17 protein-coding genes and 1 pseudogene are annotated in these 21,449 nt (G+C 71.0%); 10 read left to right on the forward strand and 8 right to left on the reverse strand.

The genetic code is table 11. From position 1 onward, the window contains the following. Window positions 1–22 precede the first annotated feature (22 nt). The 3 genes from ABII15_RS33750 to ABII15_RS33760 all read left to right on the forward strand — a co-directional run bounded on the left by ABII15_RS33750 (window position 23) and on the right by ABII15_RS33760 (window position 8,925). The gene (locus ABII15_RS33750; RefSeq protein ID WP_353946071.1) at window positions 23–2,608 is read left to right on the forward strand and encodes a S8 family serine peptidase; all 2,586 of its coding nucleotides are present in this window, start codon (window positions 23–25) and stop codon (window positions 2,606–2,608) included. Continuing rightward, entirely contained in the window at window positions 2,608–5,526 is a 2,919-nt protein-coding gene (locus tag ABII15_RS33755; protein ID WP_353946072.1) for an FG-GAP-like repeat-containing protein, read from the forward strand. Before ABII15_RS33750 ends, ABII15_RS33755 begins: the two co-directional genes overlap by 1 nt. Window positions 5,527–5,622: 96 nt before the next feature. Further along, window positions 5,623–8,925: an AAA family ATPase gene (locus ABII15_RS33760; RefSeq protein ID WP_353946073.1), complete on the forward strand. Its 3,303-nt coding sequence runs from the start codon at window positions 5,623–5,625 to the stop codon at window positions 8,923–8,925. A 119-nt stretch (window positions 8,926–9,044) separates the two neighbouring features. Here the strand turns inward: ABII15_RS33760 and ABII15_RS33765 are convergent, their stop codons facing one another. The 4 genes from ABII15_RS33765 to ABII15_RS33780 all read right to left on the reverse strand — a co-directional run bounded on the left by ABII15_RS33765 (window position 9,045) and on the right by ABII15_RS33780 (window position 11,495). Then, window positions 9,045–9,569, reverse strand: a complete 525-nt coding sequence (locus ABII15_RS33765) for a hypothetical protein (RefSeq protein WP_353946074.1) — start codon at window positions 9,567–9,569, stop codon at window positions 9,045–9,047. Window positions 9,570–9,783: 214 nt separating this feature from the next. Beyond that, on the reverse strand, window positions 9,784–10,446 hold the full coding sequence (locus ABII15_RS33770; RefSeq protein WP_353946075.1) for a M15 family metallopeptidase: 663 nt from the start codon (window positions 10,444–10,446) through the stop codon (window positions 9,784–9,786). 230 nt (window positions 10,447–10,676) lie between these two features. Continuing rightward, window positions 10,677–10,967, reverse strand: a complete 291-nt coding sequence (locus ABII15_RS33775) for an alpha/beta fold hydrolase (protein WP_353946076.1) — start codon at window positions 10,965–10,967, stop codon at window positions 10,677–10,679. 207 nt (window positions 10,968–11,174) lie between these two features. Further along, window positions 11,175–11,495 carry a hypothetical protein gene (locus ABII15_RS33780; RefSeq protein ID WP_353946077.1) on the reverse strand — a complete coding sequence of 107 codons (321 nt, stop codon included), beginning with the start codon at window positions 11,493–11,495 and terminating at the stop codon, window positions 11,175–11,177. Window positions 11,496–11,972: 477 nt separating this feature from the next. On the opposite strand from ABII15_RS33780, the gene ABII15_RS33785 reads away from it, so the two are divergent. Beyond that, the gene (locus ABII15_RS33785; RefSeq protein WP_353946078.1) at window positions 11,973–12,620 is read left to right on the forward strand and encodes a hypothetical protein; all 648 of its coding nucleotides are present in this window, start codon (window positions 11,973–11,975) and stop codon (window positions 12,618–12,620) included. Window positions 12,621–12,925: 305 nt separating this feature from the next. On the opposite strand, the gene ABII15_RS33790 is transcribed toward ABII15_RS33785, so the two are convergent. Further along, window positions 12,926–13,516, reverse strand: coding sequence for a helix-turn-helix domain-containing protein (locus ABII15_RS33790; RefSeq protein ID WP_353946079.1), 591 nt, complete (start codon window positions 13,514–13,516; stop codon window positions 12,926–12,928). Between ABII15_RS33790 and ABII15_RS33795 the strand changes: the two are divergent. Both ABII15_RS33795 and ABII15_RS33800 read left to right on the forward strand, forming a co-directional pair. Further along, window positions 13,500–13,904 (forward strand): annotated as a pseudogene (locus ABII15_RS33795) (ergot alkaloid biosynthesis protein); the annotation flags it as partial. The gene ABII15_RS33790 and the pseudogene ABII15_RS33795 sit on opposite strands and share 17 nt — an antisense overlap. Continuing rightward, window positions 13,892–14,056 (forward strand): hypothetical protein, encoded by a 165-nt coding sequence (locus tag ABII15_RS33800; protein ID WP_353946080.1) that lies wholly within the window; start codon window positions 13,892–13,894, stop codon window positions 14,054–14,056. The pseudogene ABII15_RS33795 and the gene ABII15_RS33800, both read left to right, overlap by 13 nt. 120 nt (window positions 14,057–14,176) lie before the next feature. Here ABII15_RS33800 and ABII15_RS33805 read toward each other — a convergent pair whose 3' ends face one another. Further along, window positions 14,177–14,527, reverse strand: a complete 351-nt coding sequence (locus ABII15_RS33805) for a beta/gamma crystallin domain-containing protein (RefSeq protein WP_353946081.1) — start codon at window positions 14,525–14,527, stop codon at window positions 14,177–14,179. A 387-nt stretch (window positions 14,528–14,914) separates the two neighbouring features. On the opposite strand from ABII15_RS33805, the gene ABII15_RS33810 reads away from it, so the two are divergent. The 3 genes from ABII15_RS33810 (at window position 14,915) to ABII15_RS33820 (ending at window position 17,440) form a co-directional block, all read left to right on the forward strand. Continuing rightward, window positions 14,915–16,381 (forward strand): WGR domain-containing protein, encoded by a 1,467-nt coding sequence (locus tag ABII15_RS33810; RefSeq protein WP_353946082.1) that lies wholly within the window; start codon window positions 14,915–14,917, stop codon window positions 16,379–16,381. A 102-nt stretch (window positions 16,382–16,483) separates the two neighbouring features. After that, window positions 16,484–16,825, forward strand: coding sequence for a GNAT family N-acetyltransferase (locus ABII15_RS33815; RefSeq protein WP_353946083.1), 342 nt, complete (start codon window positions 16,484–16,486; stop codon window positions 16,823–16,825). Window positions 16,826–16,924: 99 nt separating this feature from the next. Continuing rightward, on the forward strand, window positions 16,925–17,440 hold the full coding sequence (locus ABII15_RS33820; protein WP_353946084.1) for a helix-turn-helix domain-containing protein: 516 nt from the start codon (window positions 16,925–16,927) through the stop codon (window positions 17,438–17,440). A gap of 120 nt (window positions 17,441–17,560) precedes the next feature. Here the strand turns inward: ABII15_RS33820 and ABII15_RS33825 are convergent, their stop codons facing one another. Both ABII15_RS33825 and ABII15_RS33830 read right to left on the reverse strand, forming a co-directional pair. Next, entirely contained in the window at window positions 17,561–20,236 is a 2,676-nt protein-coding gene (locus ABII15_RS33825; RefSeq protein WP_353946085.1) for a beta-N-acetylglucosaminidase domain-containing protein, read from the reverse strand. A 234-nt stretch (window positions 20,237–20,470) separates the two neighbouring features. Next, the gene (locus tag ABII15_RS33830) at window positions 20,471–20,644 is read right to left on the reverse strand and encodes a CsbD family protein (RefSeq protein ID WP_353946086.1); all 174 of its coding nucleotides are present in this window, start codon (window positions 20,642–20,644) and stop codon (window positions 20,471–20,473) included. A 176-nt stretch (window positions 20,645–20,820) separates the two neighbouring features. Between ABII15_RS33830 and ABII15_RS33835 the strand changes: the two genes are divergently transcribed. Then, on the forward strand, window positions 20,821–21,318 hold the full coding sequence (locus ABII15_RS33835; protein ID WP_353946087.1) for a MarR family transcriptional regulator: 498 nt from the start codon (window positions 20,821–20,823) through the stop codon (window positions 21,316–21,318). The last annotated feature ends 131 nt before the right edge of the window (window positions 21,319–21,449 follow it).

Here is a 21,449-nt window from a genome sequence, read left to right on the forward strand (position 1 = left end):
CGTTCCTGGAGGAGCACCCCCGATGCACCTGCCCCGACCGCCCCGGCGCAGATCAGCCACATGGGCGGCGGCCGCGTTCACCGCGACCGCTCTGGCCGCCGGCGTGATGCCGGCCGCCGCCGCCGACACCCCGTCCCCCGCGGTCAGCGCGAAGATCGACTCGTCGTTGCGCAGCGCCGTCGCCAAGGGCGGTGACGCGACGTTCTTCATCGTCTTGAAGGACAAGGCCGATCTGTCCGGCGCCGAGAAGCAGCGGACGCACGCCAAGAAGGCGACGACCGCGTACAAGGAACTGCGCGCGCACGCGGACGACAGCCAGGCCCCGCTCAGGTCCTTCCTCGACAAGAGGAAGGTCGGCCACAAGGACTACTGGATCGCCAACACGATCCAGGTCACCGGCGACCGAGCCCTCGTCGACGAACTCGCCGGGCGTTCCGACGTCGCGTCGATCGTCAAGAAGCGGACGTTCAAGCTCGACGACATCGAGACCTCCCGCAAGAACGTCACCACGTCGCGGCCCACATCGGCCGGGCCCGACGCGGCGGCCGACGGCGGCGACACCCCCGAGTGGGGCATCACCGACATCAAGGCCGACCAGGTGTGGGACCAGTACGACGACCGCGGCGAGGGCATCGTCGTCGCCAGCGTGGACTCCGGGGTGCAGTACGACCACCCGGACCTCGTCGCCAACTACCGCGGCAACAACGGCGACGGCACGTTCACGAACGACTACAACTTCTACGACCCTACGGGTACGTGCGCGACCAGCACCACGCCGTGCGACAACGCCGGCCACGGCACCCACACCATGGGCACGATGGTCGCCAAGAACGGGCTCGGCGTCGCGCCGAACGCCAAGTGGATCGCCGCCAAGGGTTGCGCGACCGACCAGCTCTGCGCGGACGACGACCTTCTCGCGGCCGGGCAGTGGATCCTCGCCCCGACCGACCACAACGGCCAGAACCCGCGCCCCGACCTCGCCCCGAACATCGTCAACAACTCCTGGGGCGGCGGCGACACGGCGTTCTACCAGGACATCGTCGAGGCGTGGAACTCCGCGGGCATCTTCGAGGCGTTCGCCGCCGGCAACGACGGTGACGGCAGCACCTGCTCCACCACGGCCGCGCCCGGCGCGCAGGCCCCGACCTACGGCGTCGGCGCCTACGACGCGAACGGCAGGATCGCCTCCTTCTCCGGCTTCGGCCCGTCCCCGGTGGACGGCTCGGCCAAGCCGAACATCGCGGCGCCGGGCGTCGACGTCCCCTCCACCTGGCCGGGATCGCAGTACAACACCATCAGCGGCACATCGATGGCGACGCCGCACGTCGCGGGCGCCGTGGCCCTGCTGTGGTCGGCGGCCCCCTCGCTGATCGGCAAGATCGACGAGACCCGCGAGATCCTCGACGAGGGCGCCCGCGACGTCGACGACACCCACTGCGGCGGCACCGCCGGCAGGAACAACGTCTGGGGCGAGGGCAAGCTCGACATCCTCGCCTCCATCGACAAGGCCCCGCACACCGCGGCCACCGTCACCGGCAAGGTCACCGACAAGGCGACCGGTGCGGCGCTGAACAACATCACCGTCAAGGCGACCGACGCGGCCGGATCCGTCCGCACGGTCACCACCACCGCCGACGGCACGTACCGTCTGCCACTCGCCCCGGGCACGTACACCTTCGCCTTCAGCGGCTACGGCTACGCGAACGGCTCGGCGACCGGCGTCACGCTCGCCGCCCAGCAGTCCTTCACCCAGGACGCCGCGCTCGCCGCGGTCGCCTCGCACAAGGTCTCCGGCACCGTCCTCGACGTCACCGGCAAGGCCCTGCCCGGCGCGAAGGTCGAGCTGAACGGCACGCCGCTCGACGCCGTCACCACCGACGCCCAGGGCAAGTACGCCTTCGCCAAGGTCTCCGAGGGCTCCTACACCCTGACGGTGAAGCCCGCCGCCCCGGTCCTGTGCAACGGCGTCCACAACGACACCGCGACCGTCGGCTCCGCGGACCTGACGAAGAACGTCCAGCTCCCCCATCGCACCGACAACTCCGGCAACAGCTGCGCCCCTGCCACGTACTCCTGGATCGCGGGCTCCAAGAAGGTCGCCCTGTCCGGTGACGAGGACTCCGCCCCGGTCGCGCTGCCCTTCCCGGTGAAGCTGTACGGCGTCCCGTACTCCTCGGCCTCGGTCACCACCGACGGTCTGGTCAACTTCCTGTCCTCGCGCGTCGGCGACTACGGCAACACCGCGCTGCCCACGACCGGCGTGAACGGTGTGAAGGGTATCGTCGCCCCGCTGTGGGACGACCTGATCCTCGACAAGAAGTCCTCCGTGCAGACGGCCACCACCGGCACCAAGGGCAGCCGCAGGTTCGCCGTCGTGTGGAACAACGCCGCGTACGCGAACGGAACGTCGGGCCGCGCCACCTTCGAAGCCGTCTTCGACGAGGCCACCGGCGCCGTGACCCTGCAGTACCAGTCCGTCGCGGACAAGGGCGCGGGGGCCACCGTCGGCATCGCGAACCAGTCCGGCACCGACGCCCTCCAGTACTCCTACAACCAGCCCGTGATCGGCGCCGGCACCGCCGTCCGCTTCACGCAGGGAGCCAAGTGATGAGAGCCCACCACTCGCGCCGGGCCCTGGCCCTCGCCTCCGGTCTGGTCGCGGCGGGCCTGTGCCTGACCGCCGTACCGCAGGCCCTCGCCGCCGACGGCGACAGCGGACCGGCGATGAAGCTGACCAGCGCCCAGGCGAAGAAGCTCGCCGCCGACGTCTCCCTCGACCCCTGGGCCGATGCCGACGACGCCACCGACCCGGCGAAGGACGGCGACACCGCGAAGGCCGACGCCCCCGCGTCGGACGCCGCCGTCGACCCGGCCACCAAGGTCACCATGACCGCGCAGTCCACGCTGGAAGGCGTGCGCGGCATGGGTGCCACGGTCGCGGTCGGCAAGAAGGGCGACTACTTCTCCGTCAACAGCATGGGCTACGTGCAGCTCCACGCCGCCGACGGCAGCGCGAAGTGGGTCCGCAACAGCAGCTCGTTCTACCCGGACTGGCAGGTCAAGCCGCTCCAGCCGTGGCGGGTCGAGCCCTATCCGGCGCAGATCCTCATGGGCTACAACGCGGTCTCGCCCTTCGCGCCCAACTCCGACTCCGGCTACTCGGCCGGGGACCTGACCGGCGACGGCGTGCCGGACCTGGTGTTCACCGCCCAGGTCGGCACCAGCCCGTACCCGCGGGCCTTCACCTCGCCGGGCTCACCCCTGACCAGCGGCACGTTCGTGACGGTCCTCGACGGCAGCACCGGCACCACGGTCTGGTCGAAGCTGTACGCCCACGCCTCCATGGTCAAGATCGTCGACGGCACCCTGCTGGTCGCCGACGCGCCCCGGATGAGCGGCGACGCGAAGGTCCCGGCCGACGCGACGGCCACCCTCACCGGCCTGCGCTTCACCTCCGGCGCCGACGGCAGGCTGACCCCGGCGTCGACATGGACGTACGACACGAAGGAAGCGCGCTTCGCGAACTGGGGTGACATCCAGGACCTGGGCAAGGGCAGGGTCGCCGTCTCCTGGAACCTGGAGAAGGACGCCGGTGTGGACGCGCGCGGCCGCACGCTCGTGCTCGACGCCGCCGACGGATCCGTCACCTGGCGGACCGACAGCGTGCTGTACAACCGCCAGATGCGGCTGGACGCCGGCCGCAAGCGGATCGTCGCGCTGGAGCAGGCGGACGCGACGGACGCGGTGCACTACGAGGTCGCCGCGTACGACCTGAAGACCGGTCACCGCGCCACGCTGCAGGGCCGGGACAACGTGTTCCCCACCGCACTGGCGGTCGGTGACCTCGGCGGCAGGACGGGCGACGAGTACGCGGTCGCCGAGTCGTCGCTCGACGAGAACTACCTCATCAACGCCAGCACCGTGCGCGTCGTCAACGGCGACAGCGCGGACCGGCTCCAGTGGTCGAACTCGGTCAAGCGGGACGACGACGACGGCGACAACGGGCCCAACACCTTCGGCCTGGCGGTGGCCGACGGCAAGCTGATCGCGACCGCACAGGACAACGACCACTTCGACGACCCCGAGAACCGCGGCGGCACCCGCTACGCGTCGCTGACCGTGTTCTCCGCCAAGGGCACCGTGAAGTGGCAGGCCAAGGGCGTCGCCGGCGCCCCGATGTACCAGGACCTCTACAGCGACACCCGGGGCACGCACGTCCGCGTCGTCGACCTGGCGCAGAACATCCGCACGTTCAAGCTCACCAACGGCACGGCGGAGAGCGTCACGCCGCTCCAGGGCGACATCGCCTACGCCAAGAGCACCGACCTGAACAAGGACGGCAAGAACGACCTGGTCATGGGCGGCTCGTCGAACGGCCTGTGGGCGTACTCCGGACCGTCGCTCGTGAACGGCGCCAGGCCGCAGAAGCTCTGGCAGGCCACCCTGCCCGGCGCGGTCCACGATATCGAGACCGGCGACGTCAACGGCGACGGCAAGCCCGAGATCGTCGTCGCGGCCGACACCGCGACCGTCGTCCTCAACGGCAGGACGGGCAGGACACTCGCCACGATCGACGGGGGCGGCCAGTACGTCCACACGGCGAAGCTGGCCGACCTCGACGGCGACGGCGAGCAGGACATCCTCGTCCCGACCGACGCGCTGCACGCCTACTACGGCGACGGCCACGCCCTGTGGACGTACCGCGCCCCCAAGGACGCGGGCGACGTGCGCTTCGCCGACCCGTCGGTCAACGACGGCCGGGTGTACGCCTCGTACGCCGGCGCCGGGGCCATCGAGCTGACCACGCCCGTCACGAACGCGGTCGCGCTCAACGCCAGGACCGGCAAGGCCCGCTGGTCGGCCGCGCCCGAGGCACCGGACGAAGCGGTCGGCGGGATCCGCACCCTCACCCCGAACGAGGGCGTCTTCGCCTCCAAGGAGATCCCGTACGCCGACGGGCACGCGGTCGTCTACGTGTGGAACGTCGACGCGCCCATCAAGGTCAACGGCGTCACCTCGATCAACACGCAGAACCTGTTCGAGATCCGCGACGGCCGCACCGGCGAGGTGCTGCACACCTGGATCTCCGGCGGCCTGTGGACGCACAACAGCTTCTTCGCCAAGGACGGGGCCCTGTACGAGGGCGGCGTCGCCTCGTTCCGGCGGTTCCGCGCGAACGGCGACGACACGCAGCAGGGTGTCCTGCCGATGTCGTTCGGCGGCGGCTTCCTGACCGGACCGGGCGGGCGGGACCTGCTGGTCGCCGGCGTGGACGGCGGCCTGTACCTGTGGGACCCGAGCATCTTCGAGTCCGACGACAGCTGGGCCGGGTCCGTCGGCCAGATCCCCGCCACCATGGGCGCCCACGACTTCTTCGCGGGCGACCTCGACGGGGACGGCGTCGACGAGGTGCTGTCCCTCAACTCCGACAAGTCCGGCCGCGACCGTCTCGTCGGCCAGTTCGGCGGCGGGTACTACCAGGGCGACTACGCCATCCACCAGGTGACGGCGTACAAGCTGTCCTGACCGAAGTACAGGCTTTCCTGACCGGACCGCTGCGCCGAGAACCCCCCGGGCCTCACCCGGGGGGTTCTCAGCATGCTCGGTTAGAGTTGCGCCTCCATGAACGAGCAGCAGACACAGAGCACCGTTTCAGCCACTCCACTGCTGCGTCTGCACCTTTTCGGCGGTTTCGCGGCGACTCGTGACGGCGGGCCCGCCCCCGCCGAGCGCTGGCCGCGCCCCAGCGCCCGGACCCTGGTCAAGCTGCTCGCCGTCGTGCCGGACCACCGGCTCCACCGCGAGCAGGCCATGGACATCTGCTGGCCGGACGCCGACCAGCACTCCGCGACCGGCTCGCTGCGGGTCGCCCTGCACGCCGCGCGCCGCGCCCTCGAACCCGAACTCGCCCCGCGTGCCAGCTCGTCGTACCTGATAACCGACGGCGCCCTGCTGCGGCTCGATCCGGCCACCGTGCGGATCGACGCCGACGAGGCCGAGACGGCGGCACGGGCCGCGCTCGCCTCCGGGGACGCGGGTGGACTCGCCGCCGCCCTGGACCTGTTCACCGGAGAACTGCTGCCCGAGGACCGGTACGCGGCCTGGGCGCGGGTCCGCCGCGACCAGCTCGTCACCCTGCGCGAGGAGGTCCTGCTCGCACTCGCCGCCGCGCACATGGCGCAAGGCGCCCTCCCCGAGGCGGTCACCGCCGCCGAGCAGGTACTCGCCGTCAACCCCGCCGAGGAGGCCGCGCACCGCATCCTGATGGAGTCGTATCTGCGCCAGGGGCTCCGCAGGCTCGCGGTGCGCCAGTACCACGTGTGCCGGGAGACGCTCGACGCCGAACTGGGCGTACGGCCGGGACACGACACCGAGCGACTGCACCGCCTCGCGCTCACGGACTCCGCCGCACCTTTCCCGCCCGCACCCTCCCTGCCCGCACCCGCGCTGCCCGCCCCGCTGCGCGCCCCGTCGGACGGCCCGCTGCGCGGCCGTGACAACGTTCTCCTGCGGCTGCTCGCCGCCGACCAGCCGCCGGTCACACTGCTCACCGGCGAGGCGGGTGTCGGCAAGACCAGTCTCGCCGGGGAGGCGGCCCGGCGGGCCGCAGAGGCCGGAACCGCCGTCCTGTGGGGCGGCGGGCACGACGCCGAGGGGCACACACCGTACGGGGCATTCGCCGAGGCCCTCGACGGCTGGCTCGCCGAGTGGGACGCCGGGGAGCGGGCACGGGTGGGCGCCGAGTATCCCGAACTGGCTTCCTTCCTACCGTCGTTGGGGCGGGTCCGGATCGAGGGCGAGCGGTCGCCCGAGGAGGAGCGGGACCGGTTGTTCCGGGCGACGGGCACACTGCTCGGCGAACTCGCCGCCACCCGGCCGGTGCTGGTCGTCCTCGACGATCTGCACGCCGCCGACGAGGGCTCGTTCCAGTTGCTGAGCCATCTGGCGCGGCGGGTCGCGGGCGGCGGCCCTGACCTGCGGTTTCTCGTGACGTATCGGGACGAGGAAGTGCCCGCCGGGGATCCGCGCCGCTCGGCGCTTGCCGCGCTGCGGCGCGCCGGGCTGTCCGTGCGTGAGGACGTGGGGCGCCTCGACCGGGACGCCTGCCTGGCCGTGGCCCGCGACGGCGGCGCCCCGGCACGGCGGCTCGACCGTGTCTGGGAACTCTCCCTCGGCAACCCGCTGTTCGCGCTGGAACTCGCCCGGGGGCCCGTCGACGACGAAGCACCGGACGGCGTACGGCAGTTGGTGGGTGCGAGGCTCGGCCGCCTCGGCCGGGACACCCGGCGGGTCGTCGAGGCGCTCGCCGTCGCGGGCGGTGAGACCGCGCTCTCCGAAGTCCTCGACATCGCCGAGCACGGACTGCGGCCCGGGCTCGACGCGGCGGCCGCCGCCGACGCCCTGGAGGACGCCATCGGCGCGGCTCTCGTCGAGGAGCGGCAGGTCGTCGTGGCCGGGCGCGCCGAGGCCGGGCTCGCGTTCCGGCATCCGCTCGTCCGGCTCACCTGCTACGAGGGGCTGACAGCCGTGCGCCGCAGGCAACTGCACGCCGCGTTCGCGCAGACCGTGCTGCGCCGCCGCCCCGACGCCGTCGACACGCTCGCCTCGCACTTCACCCGCGCCGACGATCCGCGGGCGGCCGAGTATCTGCGCCGGGCCGCGGAACGCGCCGCCGCCGTCTATGCCAACGACACCGCTGACCGCTACTACCGCGACCTGGTGGCCCGGCTGGACGTGGACGGCGCCCGCGCCCGCCTCGGGCACGCCCAAGTGCTGCGCCGCATGGGGCACTTCGCGCAGGCGGCGGACGTCCTGCGGCTCGCGCTGGCCGAGTTCGCGCGGCGCGGCGACCACGACGACATGGTGCTCACCGCGGCCCGGCTCGCCGAGACGCTGGTCAAGGCCGAGAGCCCGGAGGCGTCCCACGCCGTGCTGCGCGCCCATCCGCCGACCGACGGGACCGGGCCCGAGCCGACGGCCGCCCACTTCCTCGCTCTGGGGGTCGCCCTCAACGTGGAGGGCCGTTACACCGACGGATACAGGGCCGCGCGGCAGGCCCTCGCCGCCGCGCGGCGCGTCCCCGGTGTCACGGGGCAGGGCCTGCTGGCCCGTTGTCACGCGGGGCAGGCCGCCAACCTCGCCCTCGCCGGCCGCTTCCACGAGGCCCGCGAGGCCGCCGACCTGGCACTCGCGCCCGCCGAGGCGTACGGGGACTCGGCGCTGCTCGGCTCGGTGCTGTCCGTGCTGCGGGAGAACGCCCGGCGCGAGGGCCGTCTGCGCGACGCCGTGGACACGGGGGAGCGGGCGCTCCGCCTCGCCGAGGAGTCCGGCGATCCGACAGCGGCGGCCTTCGAACGGGCCAATCTGGCCGAACTCCGACTGCTCCTGGGGGAGTTCGAGGCCGCGTGCGAGTTGGGCGAGGCGGCGGTGGCGGGGATCGACGCGGACGACGTGTGGTCGCTGCCGTACGCCCTGACGGCGCTGGCCCGCGTACGGATGCGCGCCGTTCCTCCCGAAGAGGCGGCCGCGCTGTTGGACCGGGCGGACCGTTCGGCCGGCATGGACCGGCAGGCCCGCTTCGAGGTGCGTACCGCGCGGGCGGAACTTGCCCTGCGCCAGGGCCGGCCGGAGTCGGTGGCCGGGCTGCTACGGGACGGGGAGGCTCCGGTACCGGCGGCGTGGGGCCACCTGCTGGGCGGCAAGAGGGAACTGGCGCGCCGAGTCGCCGCAGGCGAGGCCGAGCGGGCTCGGAACGCCGGGGAGCGGCTGGCCGAGATCGACGCGGGGATCGTGCACGCGGTGGCCCTGGGCGGAAGCGCGGGGCTCCGGGCTCTGGCGACGGTGGAACTCCTGGCACGGGAACTGCCGTACCCCGCTGGAGTGATGCGGATCGCCGAGGCCCGGGGGCTGCTGGGGCCCGGCTGAGTCCGTGTCCGGGGCGCCGCTGACCGAGGAATCGAGCACCAGCCGATGATCCGTCCAGGGTTCGTACTCGCCCCTCCGCTGCCGCACTGCTTCCCATGGACACAGCCGAGGTGCGGAATTCACCCTCGGTCGGCGCGGCGCACCACGTAGGCGGCGCCGACCGTTTCGGGTGTGGCGGAGTCTGCCCGGACTGCGAGGTGCGGCTCTGCCGTAGTGACGCGAAGCCCCTTCGGCACCGACTGCGCACAGTTGACGCGCCTGACGGCCCTGGCGGTGCCGGACACGACCGTGAACGTGACCGTGCCCTCTCCCGCGCAAGCCACCTCCACACGCAGCGCGGTGCCAGGCTCGATGGTCTCGTCCAGGTTCTGTCCAGGGGTTGCGAGCGTCCCGGACGCGATGAAGCCGTCGTCGTCCGCGTCCGGACCGCTGGTGCTGCCGAGCAGGCGGCGGGCCTTGTCGTCGAGCTGCTCATGGTTGGGCCGAGACACCCTCTGTGCAGGAGATGTGGGCGGAGCGCCGGCCGTCTTCTTCGACGAGGAAGCCTTTGGCGTCCCGGTCGAGCCGGAGCAGGCCGTTGCCACGGCTGTCAGGACTGCGATGGCGGCCAGTGCCGTGGTGGTACGGCGGGTGCGGCGGTGCATGTGATCCCCCGAGGAGTGTGAGCCGGACCGAGCGTGTGCACGGAACCCGGTGATCATCCCTTGCAGATCCCTCAACCGGAAAGGCCTGCCAGGCCAGTGCGACCGGTCGCCCGCCCTCGTCGCGGAAGCAGACGAACAACTGCTCTGCTTCCGAGAGAGGTTGGAGAAGGCTCACCTATCCGTCCGGCAGGGGCGGGGCCGGGGGTCGGATCGGTCAGCTGTCCGGGCCAGTCTCCTTCGGACCGTAGAGGGCAGCGGCCTCTCCCGTGATCAGAGCCCAGTAGCGGTCCCCGAACGACCAGTGCCACCACTCCGTGGGGTAGTTCACCAGGCCCACCGCCGTGAGCGCGGTGCCCAGCAGCTTCCGGTTGGCGCGGGCCTCCTCGCTGATGTTGGCGGCATGGGTGTAGCAGGCGCCCTCGCTCTCCTCTGGGTCCGCGTTCATGCGCGTGCCCAGGTCCAGTTCGTGCCCGCACGCGTCGGCCAGAGTGAGGTCGACAGCTGCGCCGGCGCTGTGGGGAGCGATGTCGGGTGGTGACACATACCGGCTCGCCGCCGAGTGGATCTGTTCGGTGGACCAATCGGGGTGGGCGGCTCGCAGCTGTTCGGTGTACTCCTCGAAGTACTCCTGCTGAAGAGAAGGAGGCCGGTACCCCTCGACGAACAGCAGCCGTACGTCCTGCGGAAGCATCGTCTGAGCTTTGGCCAGCCGTTCCAGCACGCCTTCCCGCAGGTGCGCGAAGGCCCCTGCCGGGTCCTGCTCGCGCGTATCGACCAGCAGCGAATCGCCTCGGCGGACGTCCACAAGCCGTTCACCGCACTCGACAACAGGTATGGCACCGACCTTCGGGTCCGACATCAACACGATCTCAGTCATGAAGCGATCATCTCGCACGACTCACTCCGGCGAACCTTCCCGCTCACAGCACGAGACGTGGGTCATCGAGCGTCAAGCAACGCCCCTTTAGGCGACACGGACGGACCGCAGGTCGGGCGCGGACCGAGCGCGTGAACTCCACCAACATGCCCCTGTGACGCCGTAGGGAAGGAGTGCGTCGGTGTCACGTCGAGCCCCGGCCCGCTGAGGTGCGGTCCGGGCCGTAGCGATCACCTGGTGGCTCTGGCGGCGTCTTCGATCAGTTTGGCGGTGGTCTTGGGGTGGCTGATCATCGCTACGTGGGAGGAGGTCGGTACTTCGACGACCTTACGGAACATCGCGCGGCTGTACATCCAGCGTTCGGCCGCGGGCGGGATCGCCTTGTCCCGGCCGGCGACCAGTCCCCACGACGGGATCGTCCGCCACGCGGCGGCCCGCGGGCGTTCACGAGCGGGCGTGATCAGGGTCGATGGGGCGCCTTGTGACCGTTCCCCGTTCGTGAGGTGATCGTTCCCCCACACCAGCGGCGGCTGAGGATGATGATTTGTCAGTGGATGGCGTACGTTCAGCCGGCGAGTATTGATGATCTGGAGTGGCAGTCACGGGACCAGCGTGCAGGAAACCGCCGCAAAGCTCCGCTCCTGGACCACCACCTGACGCCAGATCAAACACACCATCCCCGCACCGCGAGACCAGCGGGCCAATCGCCGGCGCCGCGGCAGCCACGTTCAGAGGTCCTTGGCGCCCGGGTAGTGGTGGCGAAGCTCGCTGAGTACGCGCTCGTCGACGGCCCTGACGTCCCACAAGGAGCTGTCGAATTCGGTAAGGACGAGCACCAGCTTGTCGTCGGCAAACCCTCGTGCTTCGGCGCCGATCAACTGGAGGAAAGGCGTCGTCAACGACAACAGCGTCAATGTGTCCAGCCCTGCGCCAGCGGACCTCCTCGACATCTCGACATAGCGAGGATCGACGATCTCGTCGAATTCGACGTGCCATGTCAGGCCCAGGCCGAAGCTACCGAGGCGGACCAGTAGCTCGGCCAGGGTCACGTAGTGCTTTCCGTGCCAGGCAGGTAGGACCTAGGCCGACTCGTCGGTTGCGGGGAACGGCGAGGCATGACTCCCACGGACAGGATCATTGCCGCGCCGGTGACGCGGTTCGAGCGTGAAGTGGCGATGGAGCCCGCTCGGCGCGAGTGCTCCGACGGGGCCGCCGCCGCTGTAGATGCGCCGGCCCGTCTGGTCCTGGATGCGCTCATCCTGCCATCGAGGAAACGCGAGGTGGCTTTCGAATTAACGGGAAATCGCGGAATCCGTAACGCCGCTGGTTTCCATTCAGGATTCTTCTCATTGATGTCTGAACCGGTCCTTGTTGCGGGGCGGCGTCTCTATTCTGATCAAGCTTCGCCAAGACGGCGTGGTGGCTGCCGACGTGCCCGGGGAGGGGCGCCGAAAGCGGTCTTGGGGGGTGCGGAGCAATTCGTCTCGCCACCCTGGTGTCTGTGTGCTGAAAGACGAGGAATTCCTGTGAGACGTACGACTTCTGTTCTGCTGTCTCTGAGCGCCCTGGTGGCGGTCACTGGTCTGACCGTTCCCGCGGCGGCTGCCGCCCCGGCGGCCGACCGGCCTACCGCCCCCGCCGGGTGGAAGGCGGTGGACGCGTCCGAACTGGCGCGGGTGACCAAGGGGACGGACACTCGGCAGGCCCCGCGCGCCGCCGCCGAACCCGAGCAGCTGGCCCTGCAGTCGGTCCGCAACAACCGTTTCGTGGCCACCGAGGTGAACTACGCGGCGCCCAACACCGGTGTGCAGCGCGCCCGTTCCTCCGCCGTCGGCGGTTCCTGGGAGAGCTTCGCCTTCGAGTGGGACGAGGCCACCGCGACCTACGCGCTGCGCTCGCTCGCGAACAACCGCTACGTGGCCGTGGAGAAGAACTACTCCGGCAGCGCGAAGAACATCCTGCGCGCTCGCTCGACGAGCGTGGGCGGCTGGGAGCGGTTCGTCCTCTACTACAACGCGGACCTGGACCGCTATGCGCTCCAGTCCACGCTGAACGGCCTCTTCGTCGCCATGGAGAACGGCTACACCGGTTCGCTCCAGTACGCGCTGCGCGCCCGCTCCACCGAGGTCTCCGGTTCGTGGGAGGAATTCGCCCTCTACGGGATCGGCGCCTGACCTCGCCCTCCAGCCGTCGGTGCTGAGGTCCAGCAGCGAGGCGCCGCTACTGCGTCCGTAGCTTTCGCGCCGACAGTCAGGGACTCACGGAGAGAGGGGTGAGGTGACGCGTTGATGCCGTTGCCCAGCGCGTCACCTCCGTCGTCACGCGCCTCGATCTCGTACGCCTGACGCACGTCAGACCCGCGCGGGGGTGGCAGCGGGTCTGACGTGCATCGCCGCGGGGCGGGACAAGGCTTCCCAGTGAAACGACCGTCGCGGCTCACGGACGCGCCCCGCTGATCAAGGACTCGACCGATCTTCGATCACTCTTCCGAGGTCGCTCCTTGCAGCGGAACGGCGCCCAGGACCCTGGCGGTGAAGTTCGCCAACTGCTGCCGCACTCTTTCCCGCGGAATGCGCTCTTCTTCGCTCAGGTGCTCGACGAGGTCGGCTCGTGTGGCGGCGAGCAGGGCGTGAGCGGTGAAGTCGCTGTCGGTCATGCCGGGGATCTGCTCCAGTACGGCCTGGAGGAGGCCGCGCCACCGCTCGTAGTGCTCCGCCTGGTACGGGCTGCTGCTCCCGCTCTCCTCCAGGGCCAGTGCGAGGCGCCGGTTGTCGAGCTTGAAGCACAGGACGGCATCGAGCAGGGCGGGTACGCGATCCTGCGGCGGGGCCGCGGGCCCCAGGGGCGGTGGGCCGGTCTCGACGGCCTGTCTGACCGGTTCGAGCCGTGCCTCGTACAGCGCGCGGAGCAGCCCGGCGCGATCACCGAAGGCCCGGAAGAGCGTGCCCTTGCCGACGCCGGCCGCAGTCGCGACGTCGGCCATGGTGACGTCCTCGGGACTCTCGCGGCGGGAGAAGAGGGCGTCGGCGGCGGCGAGCACGGCCTCCCGGTGCCGCGACGAGGGCATCATCTGGACGGCGGCCGAAAGCGGCCGGGTCGGCTTCGTCGACGCCGAGGACATCGCGGCCGTCGCCGTCCGCGCCCTGACCGACGAGCAAGCCCCCGACACCGATCTCCTCCTCACCGGCCCCGAAGCACTCGGCTACGACGACATCGCCGCGACCATCAATGAGGTCACCGGTCGGCCCGTGGTCCACCGCCGTCTGTCCTACGAGCAGATGCGCGATCGCCTCACCACGGAGGTGCCGGTCGAGTTCGCCGCGATGCTGGTTGACATGGACCGTGCCATCGCCGGAGGGGCGGAGGACCGCGTCACCGACACCGTCCACCGCCTCACCGGCCGGTCCCCGCACGACTTCCGGTCCGTCCTGGAGAGGGAGATGCCGTGCGGCAACTGATGTTCCAGGACGATCAGCAGTTCTGGTTCGAGACCCTGCGAAACCTCGGCCTGGCCGTCTACGGCGGCTCGGACGTCGGCGAAGTCGTAGCAACGGCCAGTCCGATCCGCGCAAGCTGTACCGGCACCTCACCGCACCGAAGAAGCTCCTGACCTTCACCGAGCAGGAAGGCGGCGACGCTCACAGCCACCCCGGTGTACTTCGCCTGGAGGAGGTGCGGTGACGGGCCGTATGGGAATCGGCCCGTCAGTGCGCCTCAGCGCTTCAGCGCGTCACAGGATTTCGATGGACGCGATCTTCGGCGGGTGGTTGGGGAAGCTGATGTCGTGCCAGCGGTCGATCCGCACCGAGTCGCCGTTGGCGTCGTAGTAGACGAGGTCGTTGTTGCCGGTGACGATCCGGTCGACCCACCAGCCGCCGAAGTCGGTCCGGCCGGCGTTGGCGTAGCAGTCGACGCTCTGGCGGCCGTCCAGATGCGAGTAGATCTTCAGGAAGTTCTCGCCGCCGACGCATTCGACGTGGTCGATGGCGAACGCGGGACTCGGCACACCGAAGGTGAGCGTGGCGGCCACGGCGACGGCCGCCGTCAGCGCGCCAATGGCCTTCTTGCCCTTCAGGAACACAGGGTTCTCCTTCTTGCTCAGCCGGACGGGGCGTCCGGCTGTCAGGGCGGAGCGCCGCAACGGGACAGGGCGCTTCGCCGGGCCGGAGGACCGACCTGGGATGATCTTGTTGGCTGGGTCGAGCACGGGCACGGCATGCGTACAGGTGTCGCACGATTTAACCCTTCTGGCTGAGACTGTCCGTTCTGGTCATGCCGGAGCGGGGGACCTGCAAGTCGCTGTGTCCCAGGGGCGCTTGGCCCGCCGTGGTCCTGGGTGCGCTCACCCTCTCGGTGGCGGTGGGGCTGGGCAGCGTCTGACAAGCCGCGTTGTCAGTGGTGGCCCCTAACGTGGAATCACCGAGGGCGGCCGAAGGGGCAGGTCCGGTGAGTGGGGGAGAGGTGTGCCGTGACCGCTGCGCAGGCATCACAGGCCGAGGGCACGACGTATCTGGAGCTGTCCCAGGAGGGCGGCGGCGCCCACAAGTTCTACGAGGTGACCGTCGCCGGCACCACCGTGCTGGTGCGCTACGGACGGATCGGCGCGGACGGGCAGCGGCAGAGCTCCACGTTCCCGACTCCCGACAAGGCGCGGGCCGCCGCGGCCAAGAAGATAGGCGAGAAGGTGCGCAAGGGGTACGCCCCGGCGGTGCGCGGACAGCGAGCGGCGCGGGCGGTGACGCGCCGCCAGGTGACGTCGGCGCCCTCGACGGCCCGGTCCACGGCGCCTGTTCTGTGGCGTTTCCGCACCGGCGCGTCGGCGTTCGGCATCCATGTGGACGAGGACCGCTGCTGGGTGGGCAACCAGCGGGGTGACGTCTACACCCTCGGCCACGACGGCGAGGTGCTCGCCCACTACTCCCTGCCCGACGGCGTCAAGTGCCTGGTGGCCGACGACTTCTGGATCTACGCGGGCTGTGACGACGGGCAGGTCTACGACCTGTCGGCGAAGGTGCCGTTCGCCGCGTACACCATCGCCGAGGACGTCGACATCTTCTGGCTGGACATCCACGAGGGCGTGCTCGACGTCTCCGACCGCGACGGCGGCCTCACGGTCATCGACCACGAGGAGGAGTTCCAGTGGTCCCGCTCCTCGGTCGGTGACAGCGGCTGGATGGTCCGGGCCGACGACCACGCCGTCTACCACGGCCACTCCCGCGGCGTCACCGCCTACGCGGCCGACGGCACCGGCCAGTTGTGGCACACGGCGACCCAGGGCAATGTGCTGTTCGGCTGGCAGGAGCACGACGCGGTGTACGCGGGTACCGGCCGCCGGGTCGTCCAGCGCCTGGCCAAGGACACGGGCCGCGTCGAGGCCACCTACGGCTGCGACGCGCCCGTGTACTCGTGCGCCACCTCACCGGACGGCCACTACGTCTTCGCCGGTGACTCGTCCTCCTCCGTCTACTGCTTCGCGGCCGACGGCACCCGCCTGTGGAAGCTCGGCACCGGTGGCGGATCCGCGCTGTCGATGCAGTACCACGACGAGAAGCTGTACCTGGTCTCCACCGACGGGTCGCTCGCCTGCGTGGACGCGAGCGAGGCCGCGATCAGCGCCGCCCAGTCGGGCACGGTCCCGGTCGCCCAGGACATCAAGCTGGCCGCTGCCCTGCCGACCTACGCACCGCCCGCCTCCCCGGCCGCGGTCGCCACCGTCACCGCCGTTCCCGCGTCCGACGCGGGAGTCGTCGTGGAGTGTGTCCAGGAGGGCGGCCGGATACGGGTCCACGTGGTGTCCGACGGCTACGAGCCCGCCTGGAACGTCCAGTTCCCCCGCGCCATACGTCAGCCGGGCGCGCGCTACGTCGTGGACGCGCTCCACACGTCGACGAACGGCTTCTACCGGGTGCGCGGGGAGATCCGACGGTTGGTGTGAGCGGGCTTCGCCGGGCTCGAGGGGCAGTTGACCTGGGGAGTTATTCTCAGGCGCAGACGCCCCTCAGGCCTCGCAAGACGCCTCGCGACCCAAGGACCCGCCATGACCCAGCCCGCAGCCACCCCGGTGGTCCGCCGTGTGGACGAACGCCACCGCTATGTGATCGAAGTCGACGGCGCCACCGCCGGATTCACCGCCTACCGCGACCGCGACGACCGGCGCGTGTTCTTCCACACCGAGATCGACGACGCCTACGCGGGCCAAGGGCTGGCCTCGACGCTCGTCCGCGAGGCCCTCGACGACGTGCGCGGCGCGGGCAAGCGGATCGTGCCGGTCTGCCCGTACGTGGCCAAGTTCCTGAAGAAGCACGAGGAGTACGCCGACATCACGGACCCGGTCACGCCCGAGGTCCTGGAGTGGCTGGGCGGTGTTCTGAAGCGCTGACGAGCCCCTGCTCGCAACAGAGTTCGAGTCGGGCGCGTCCTCGGAGCCCTTTCGTCGTTGAACACGTGACCATGATCAACGCGTTCGAGGAGGCGACGAATGAGTAACAGCACCAAGAAGAAGGGCCGCAGGCATCGCACGGTCAACCGCACCCCGCGGCCCGTGGGCACGGTGACGGCGCCCCGCGCGGGAACGACGGCTCCGGTGACGCTGCCGGGACAGAAGACCGAGCCCGACCTGGACCGGGTGCTGCGCAACCTCGGTTACGGGCGACTGCGTGTCCCGGCTCCCGCCGCTCCCGCCGTCCCCACCGGTCCCGTCACGCCGGCCGCCCCCGCCGCGCCGACCGTGGCGGCTGCTCCGGTGGCTCCGGCCCGGTCGGCCGAGCGGCGCCCGGCCCCGGGCCCGGCGGCGGAGCTGAACAAGAACGCCCGCCTGACGCTGGAGTCTCTTGAGCGGGCGGCGGACGCCCTCACCCTTGAGCAGGTGTGCGAGACGGTGGGCTGGACGCCGCGCACGGTGACGCGGCACCTGCGGACGCTGGCCGACGTGGGCCTCGCCGAGCAGTCCGGGGACGGACAGTGGTCCGCCACCGAACGGCACCCGGTGAGCTGATCCCCGTACAGGGACCGCTGTACAGGGACCTCCGCAGACCCCCGTACAGGGACCGTCGCGGGCCGGGTGCGGGAGACCGGGACCGGTTCCCCGCACCCGCCGCGCTCTCGGCAGGCTCGGCTACTTGACGATCACCTCGCTCACCACGGGCGGAGCCGAACCGTCGTCCCAGACGAGCCGCACCGCGTCCGCGTTCGTCCCCGCGGGCGCGGGCCGCGTGGTGACGGCACCGTCGAGCCGGCCGAGGGTCCGCCACGCGCCGTCGACCCGCAGTTGGACCCGGGCCTTCGAGGCGGTGGCGTCGTCCGGTCGCAGCACGGTCACCGACGCCACCGCGCGCGGCGCGGCCGAGGTCACCGTGAGCGCGTCGCCCGGAGCCGGTGCGGAGGCCGCGCGGTAGGCGGTCTCGGGAACGCCGTCAGCGGCGGCGGCCAGGCTGCTGCCGCTGGCGGGAGCCGGGCCGCCGCTCACCGTCGGCCGGTCGGGGCGCGCCACGGTGAACTCCCGGACCACCAGCCAGTTCTCCTGGCCGGCCGTCGCGCGGGCCCGGACGTACCGGGCGGTCGTGCCGCTCGGCGCGTCCGCCGTCCACGTCGCCTTCCCGTCGAACTCCGCACCCAGCGCGTGCCATGTCGTCCCGTCCGACGAGTATTCGAGGACGCCCCGGTGCAGATAGTCCTCGGTGCTGCCGGACTTGCCCATGGCCACCGTCACCGGGCCGAGCGGCTGCTGCCCGCCCAGGTCGACGACGACGCTCTCGTCCGCCTTCGGAGGTCGACTGCTCCAGAAGTACGTGGAGTCGTCGCCGTCGGTCATGCGGTCGGGGGTGTTGCCGTTGTAGACGGGGAGATCCGTCGTGGCGGTCGGCTGCGGCGGCAGACCGAGCCGCTGGTTGGAGGCGTCGAGGACCTTCGCGAAGAACGGTTCGAGAACACCCTCCCCGACGACCACCGGGATCTTGTTCCCGTTGAGGTCGGTGTACCGGTACGACTTCGCCTCGGCGATCAGCCCCGGCAACTGCTGGCGGACGGTCCAGGCCGCGGCCGTGCGACCGGCGCGCTGCTCCTCCAGGAGGCGGATCGCCGCGATCCCGGCGACGCCCCACGACCGCGCCGAGTCCAGCCAGGGACCGGCGTCGTCGACGAAGCCCGGCTCGGCGCCCTCCCGGATGGTCGCCGGAGCGTCGCGCAGCGCGACGAACGCCGCTTTCAGCCGGGACGCCGGAACCGAACCCTCCCAGTAGCCCTTCATCAGAGCCGAGAGTTCGGGCGCTTCCACGGAGTTGACCGGCGAGCTGTGGTTGACGTCGGTGAACGTCCGCAGCGCGCGCTCGACCTCGGCGTTCCCGCCCGCGGCCTCCCGCACCGCGCCGCCGTAGGAGGCGTCGGGGTCGTACGCCTCGTCGTTCCAGGTGTAGTCGGCGACGGTGTGCAGGGCGAGCTTCGAGGCGTAGGGCTGGATCATCGGGTTGGCGGTGATGCCGGCCAGCTGCTCGGCGAGCCCCTTCTCCCGGCCGTGGAACGGGCCGAGGAAGAGCCGCCCGGTCGCGTAGTCGTTGACGGGGTAGTTGTCCCAGGTCAGGATCGCGTGCCCGAAGACCTCCTTGGCCCTCTTCGCCTGCTCCACCGTCATCGTCGGCGCCACGACGCCCTCGCCCGTCCACTCGACGAGCACGTCCTTGTCGAGCTGCCCGGCCAGTGCCGTCTTGTACGGGGTCGAGGCGGTGTCGTAGTACTCCGTCGGCACCATCTGCAACGGCAGCGCGCCGTCGTGCGTCGCGATGAACCGCTCGTTGACGCGGTTGAGCAGATACGCCTGGGCCTGTCCGGCCGCGCCGCCGCCGGTGCCCCACTTCGCCTTGTCGGCGTCGCAGTTCCAGTCGGTGTAGCTGATGTCGTCCAGCGGGACCGCGAACTGCCGTACCCCGATGTCCCAGAGCGTCTGGAACTTGTCCGTCAGAGCGGTGAGGTCGGTGTCGGAGCTGTAGCAGACGCTGAGGCCGGGGGAGAGGGCGTAGGTGAACTCGACGTGGTTCGCGCGGGCCCGGTCCACCAGTTCCCTCAACTGGGCGAGCTGGTCCGCCGGGTAGGGGTCGCGCCATTTGGCGCGCAGATAGGGGTCGTCCTTCGGCGAGTACACGTAGATGTTCATCTTGTGCCTGCCGTAGTCGTCGAGCTGGTCCAGGCGCGCCCGGTGCGACCAGGGTGTGCCGTAGAAGCCCTCGATGACGCCGCGCACCGGTGTCGACGGCCAGTCGCGCACGGCCAGGCCCCGCACCTGGGCGCCGGGGGTCTTGCGCTGCGGCAGCACCTGGCGGAGCGACTGCGCCGCGTAGTACGTGCCGGTGGGGTCGGCGCCGGACAGGACGATGCGGCCCGCGCCCTCCCCGGCGGCGCGGCCCAGCGCGAGGACGTAGCCCTCGGCGCCGAGCCCGGACGGTCCTTCGGTGCGCAGGGCGGCGAGCGCGTCAGCCGAGGCCGGGTTCTCGGCCGGGCCGCCGACGTAGACCGTCAGCGAGCCGGACGCGGCGGGGACGTGCCGGGACGAGGTGACGGTCCGGGCACCTGCCGCCTTCAGGACGGCGGTGGTCAGGCGCACGGCGGCCGGGTCGGACGCCTGCCCGGTGACGACCGTGACGGAGGGAGTGACGGTGATCCGGTCGGAGCGCTGCTGCTCGGAGCGGGGAGTGGGGGTGATGGCGGGCGGGCCCGCCTCGGCCCGGGGTCCGGCGACGGCCGGGCCGGAGCCGAGGGTGAGGGGAGCGGCGGACAGGGCGGCCGCGGCCAGAACGGCCATGAGCGGTGTCCTGCGAGATCTGTGCTTCGTGCGGAACATGGGTGAGCCTCCACGGTTGGCACATGCTCTAGCGGACTAGACCACCTTGATGATGCACTGTCAATGTTGCGCGAACGGAGGCTTTTTCGAGCAGTTTCGAGCAAGCGGTGGGGGTGGTGCGGCCATGGGAGGCTGCGGGCACGACGAAGGGGCGGTCCCGACCGGGGCCGCCCCTTCGCCGATCTGTCGCGCGGGTCAGTGTTTGCCGATGTCCTTGGTCTTCTCCTTGGCCTGACGGGCGTCACCCTTCATCTGCTCGGCCCGGCCCTCTGCGGTGAGGCGCTCATTGCCCACGACGCGGCCGGCCTTCTTCTTGGCGGCGCCCACGGCCTGTTCGGTCTTCGCCTTGGCCTTCTCGTTGGCGGTCATGTCCGCTCACGCTCCCTTGGCATCGACGTCATGTGCTGCCCTCCGACTGGCCCCAGGGCCGGGAGCTAAACCTCGGGAACCGAACCGCCGACTTGCCCGATGCGTCCCGCCCCGATGGGGCGGCACGGTAAACTCGACGACCGCCCAGGTCACTCTCCCGCAGAGAGGGTGCAGGAATGCCCCGACATCTTCCTCCCCGCCGTCCCGAACAGGTGGCTCACACCGCGAGCCGCGCGGCCGAGCTGCTCGAGGTGCTCTGGGGCCGGGGACAGGAGACCGCGCCGCCGGGGCCGCTCCCGCCGTCGCAGTTGCGGGCCCTGAAGGTGGTGGAGGAGCAGCGGAGCGTCAATCAGCGCATGCTGGGGGAAGCGCTGGGGACCGGTCCGTCCTCCGTGAGCCGTCTGTGTGACCGGCTGGAGGCCGCCGGTCTGCTGGAGCGGATTCCCAGCGCGACGAGCCGGCGCGAGGTCGAGCTGACCCTGAGCCCACAGGGCGCGAGGGTGCTGGAGGAACTGCGCCTGGCGCGCATGCGTGAGTTCGAGGCGGTGCTGCGGGCCATGGCGCCTGCCGATCTCGGCGCCCTGTCCGAGGGGCTGGAGAAGCTGCGGCAGGCGGCGGCCGAGCGCATCGGCCTGGCCCGGGCGGAGGACGGGAACTCCTCGGCGATCGCCTGAACGATCGAGCACTTGAACGGCGTTCGACCTTCCTGCCCCCATCGCGCCCGGGGAGACGTGTGCCGCTGTCCCGGGCGGATCCGTGCCCCCGGCGCATCGGTCCTCGGCGCGTGCGCCTTCTTCCGGCGCCG

Origin of the sequence: Streptomyces sp. HUAS MG91 (assembly GCF_040529335.1) — a bacterium.
In the GTDB taxonomy this organism is placed as follows: domain Bacteria; phylum Actinomycetota; class Actinomycetes; order Streptomycetales; family Streptomycetaceae; genus Streptomyces; species Streptomyces tabacisoli.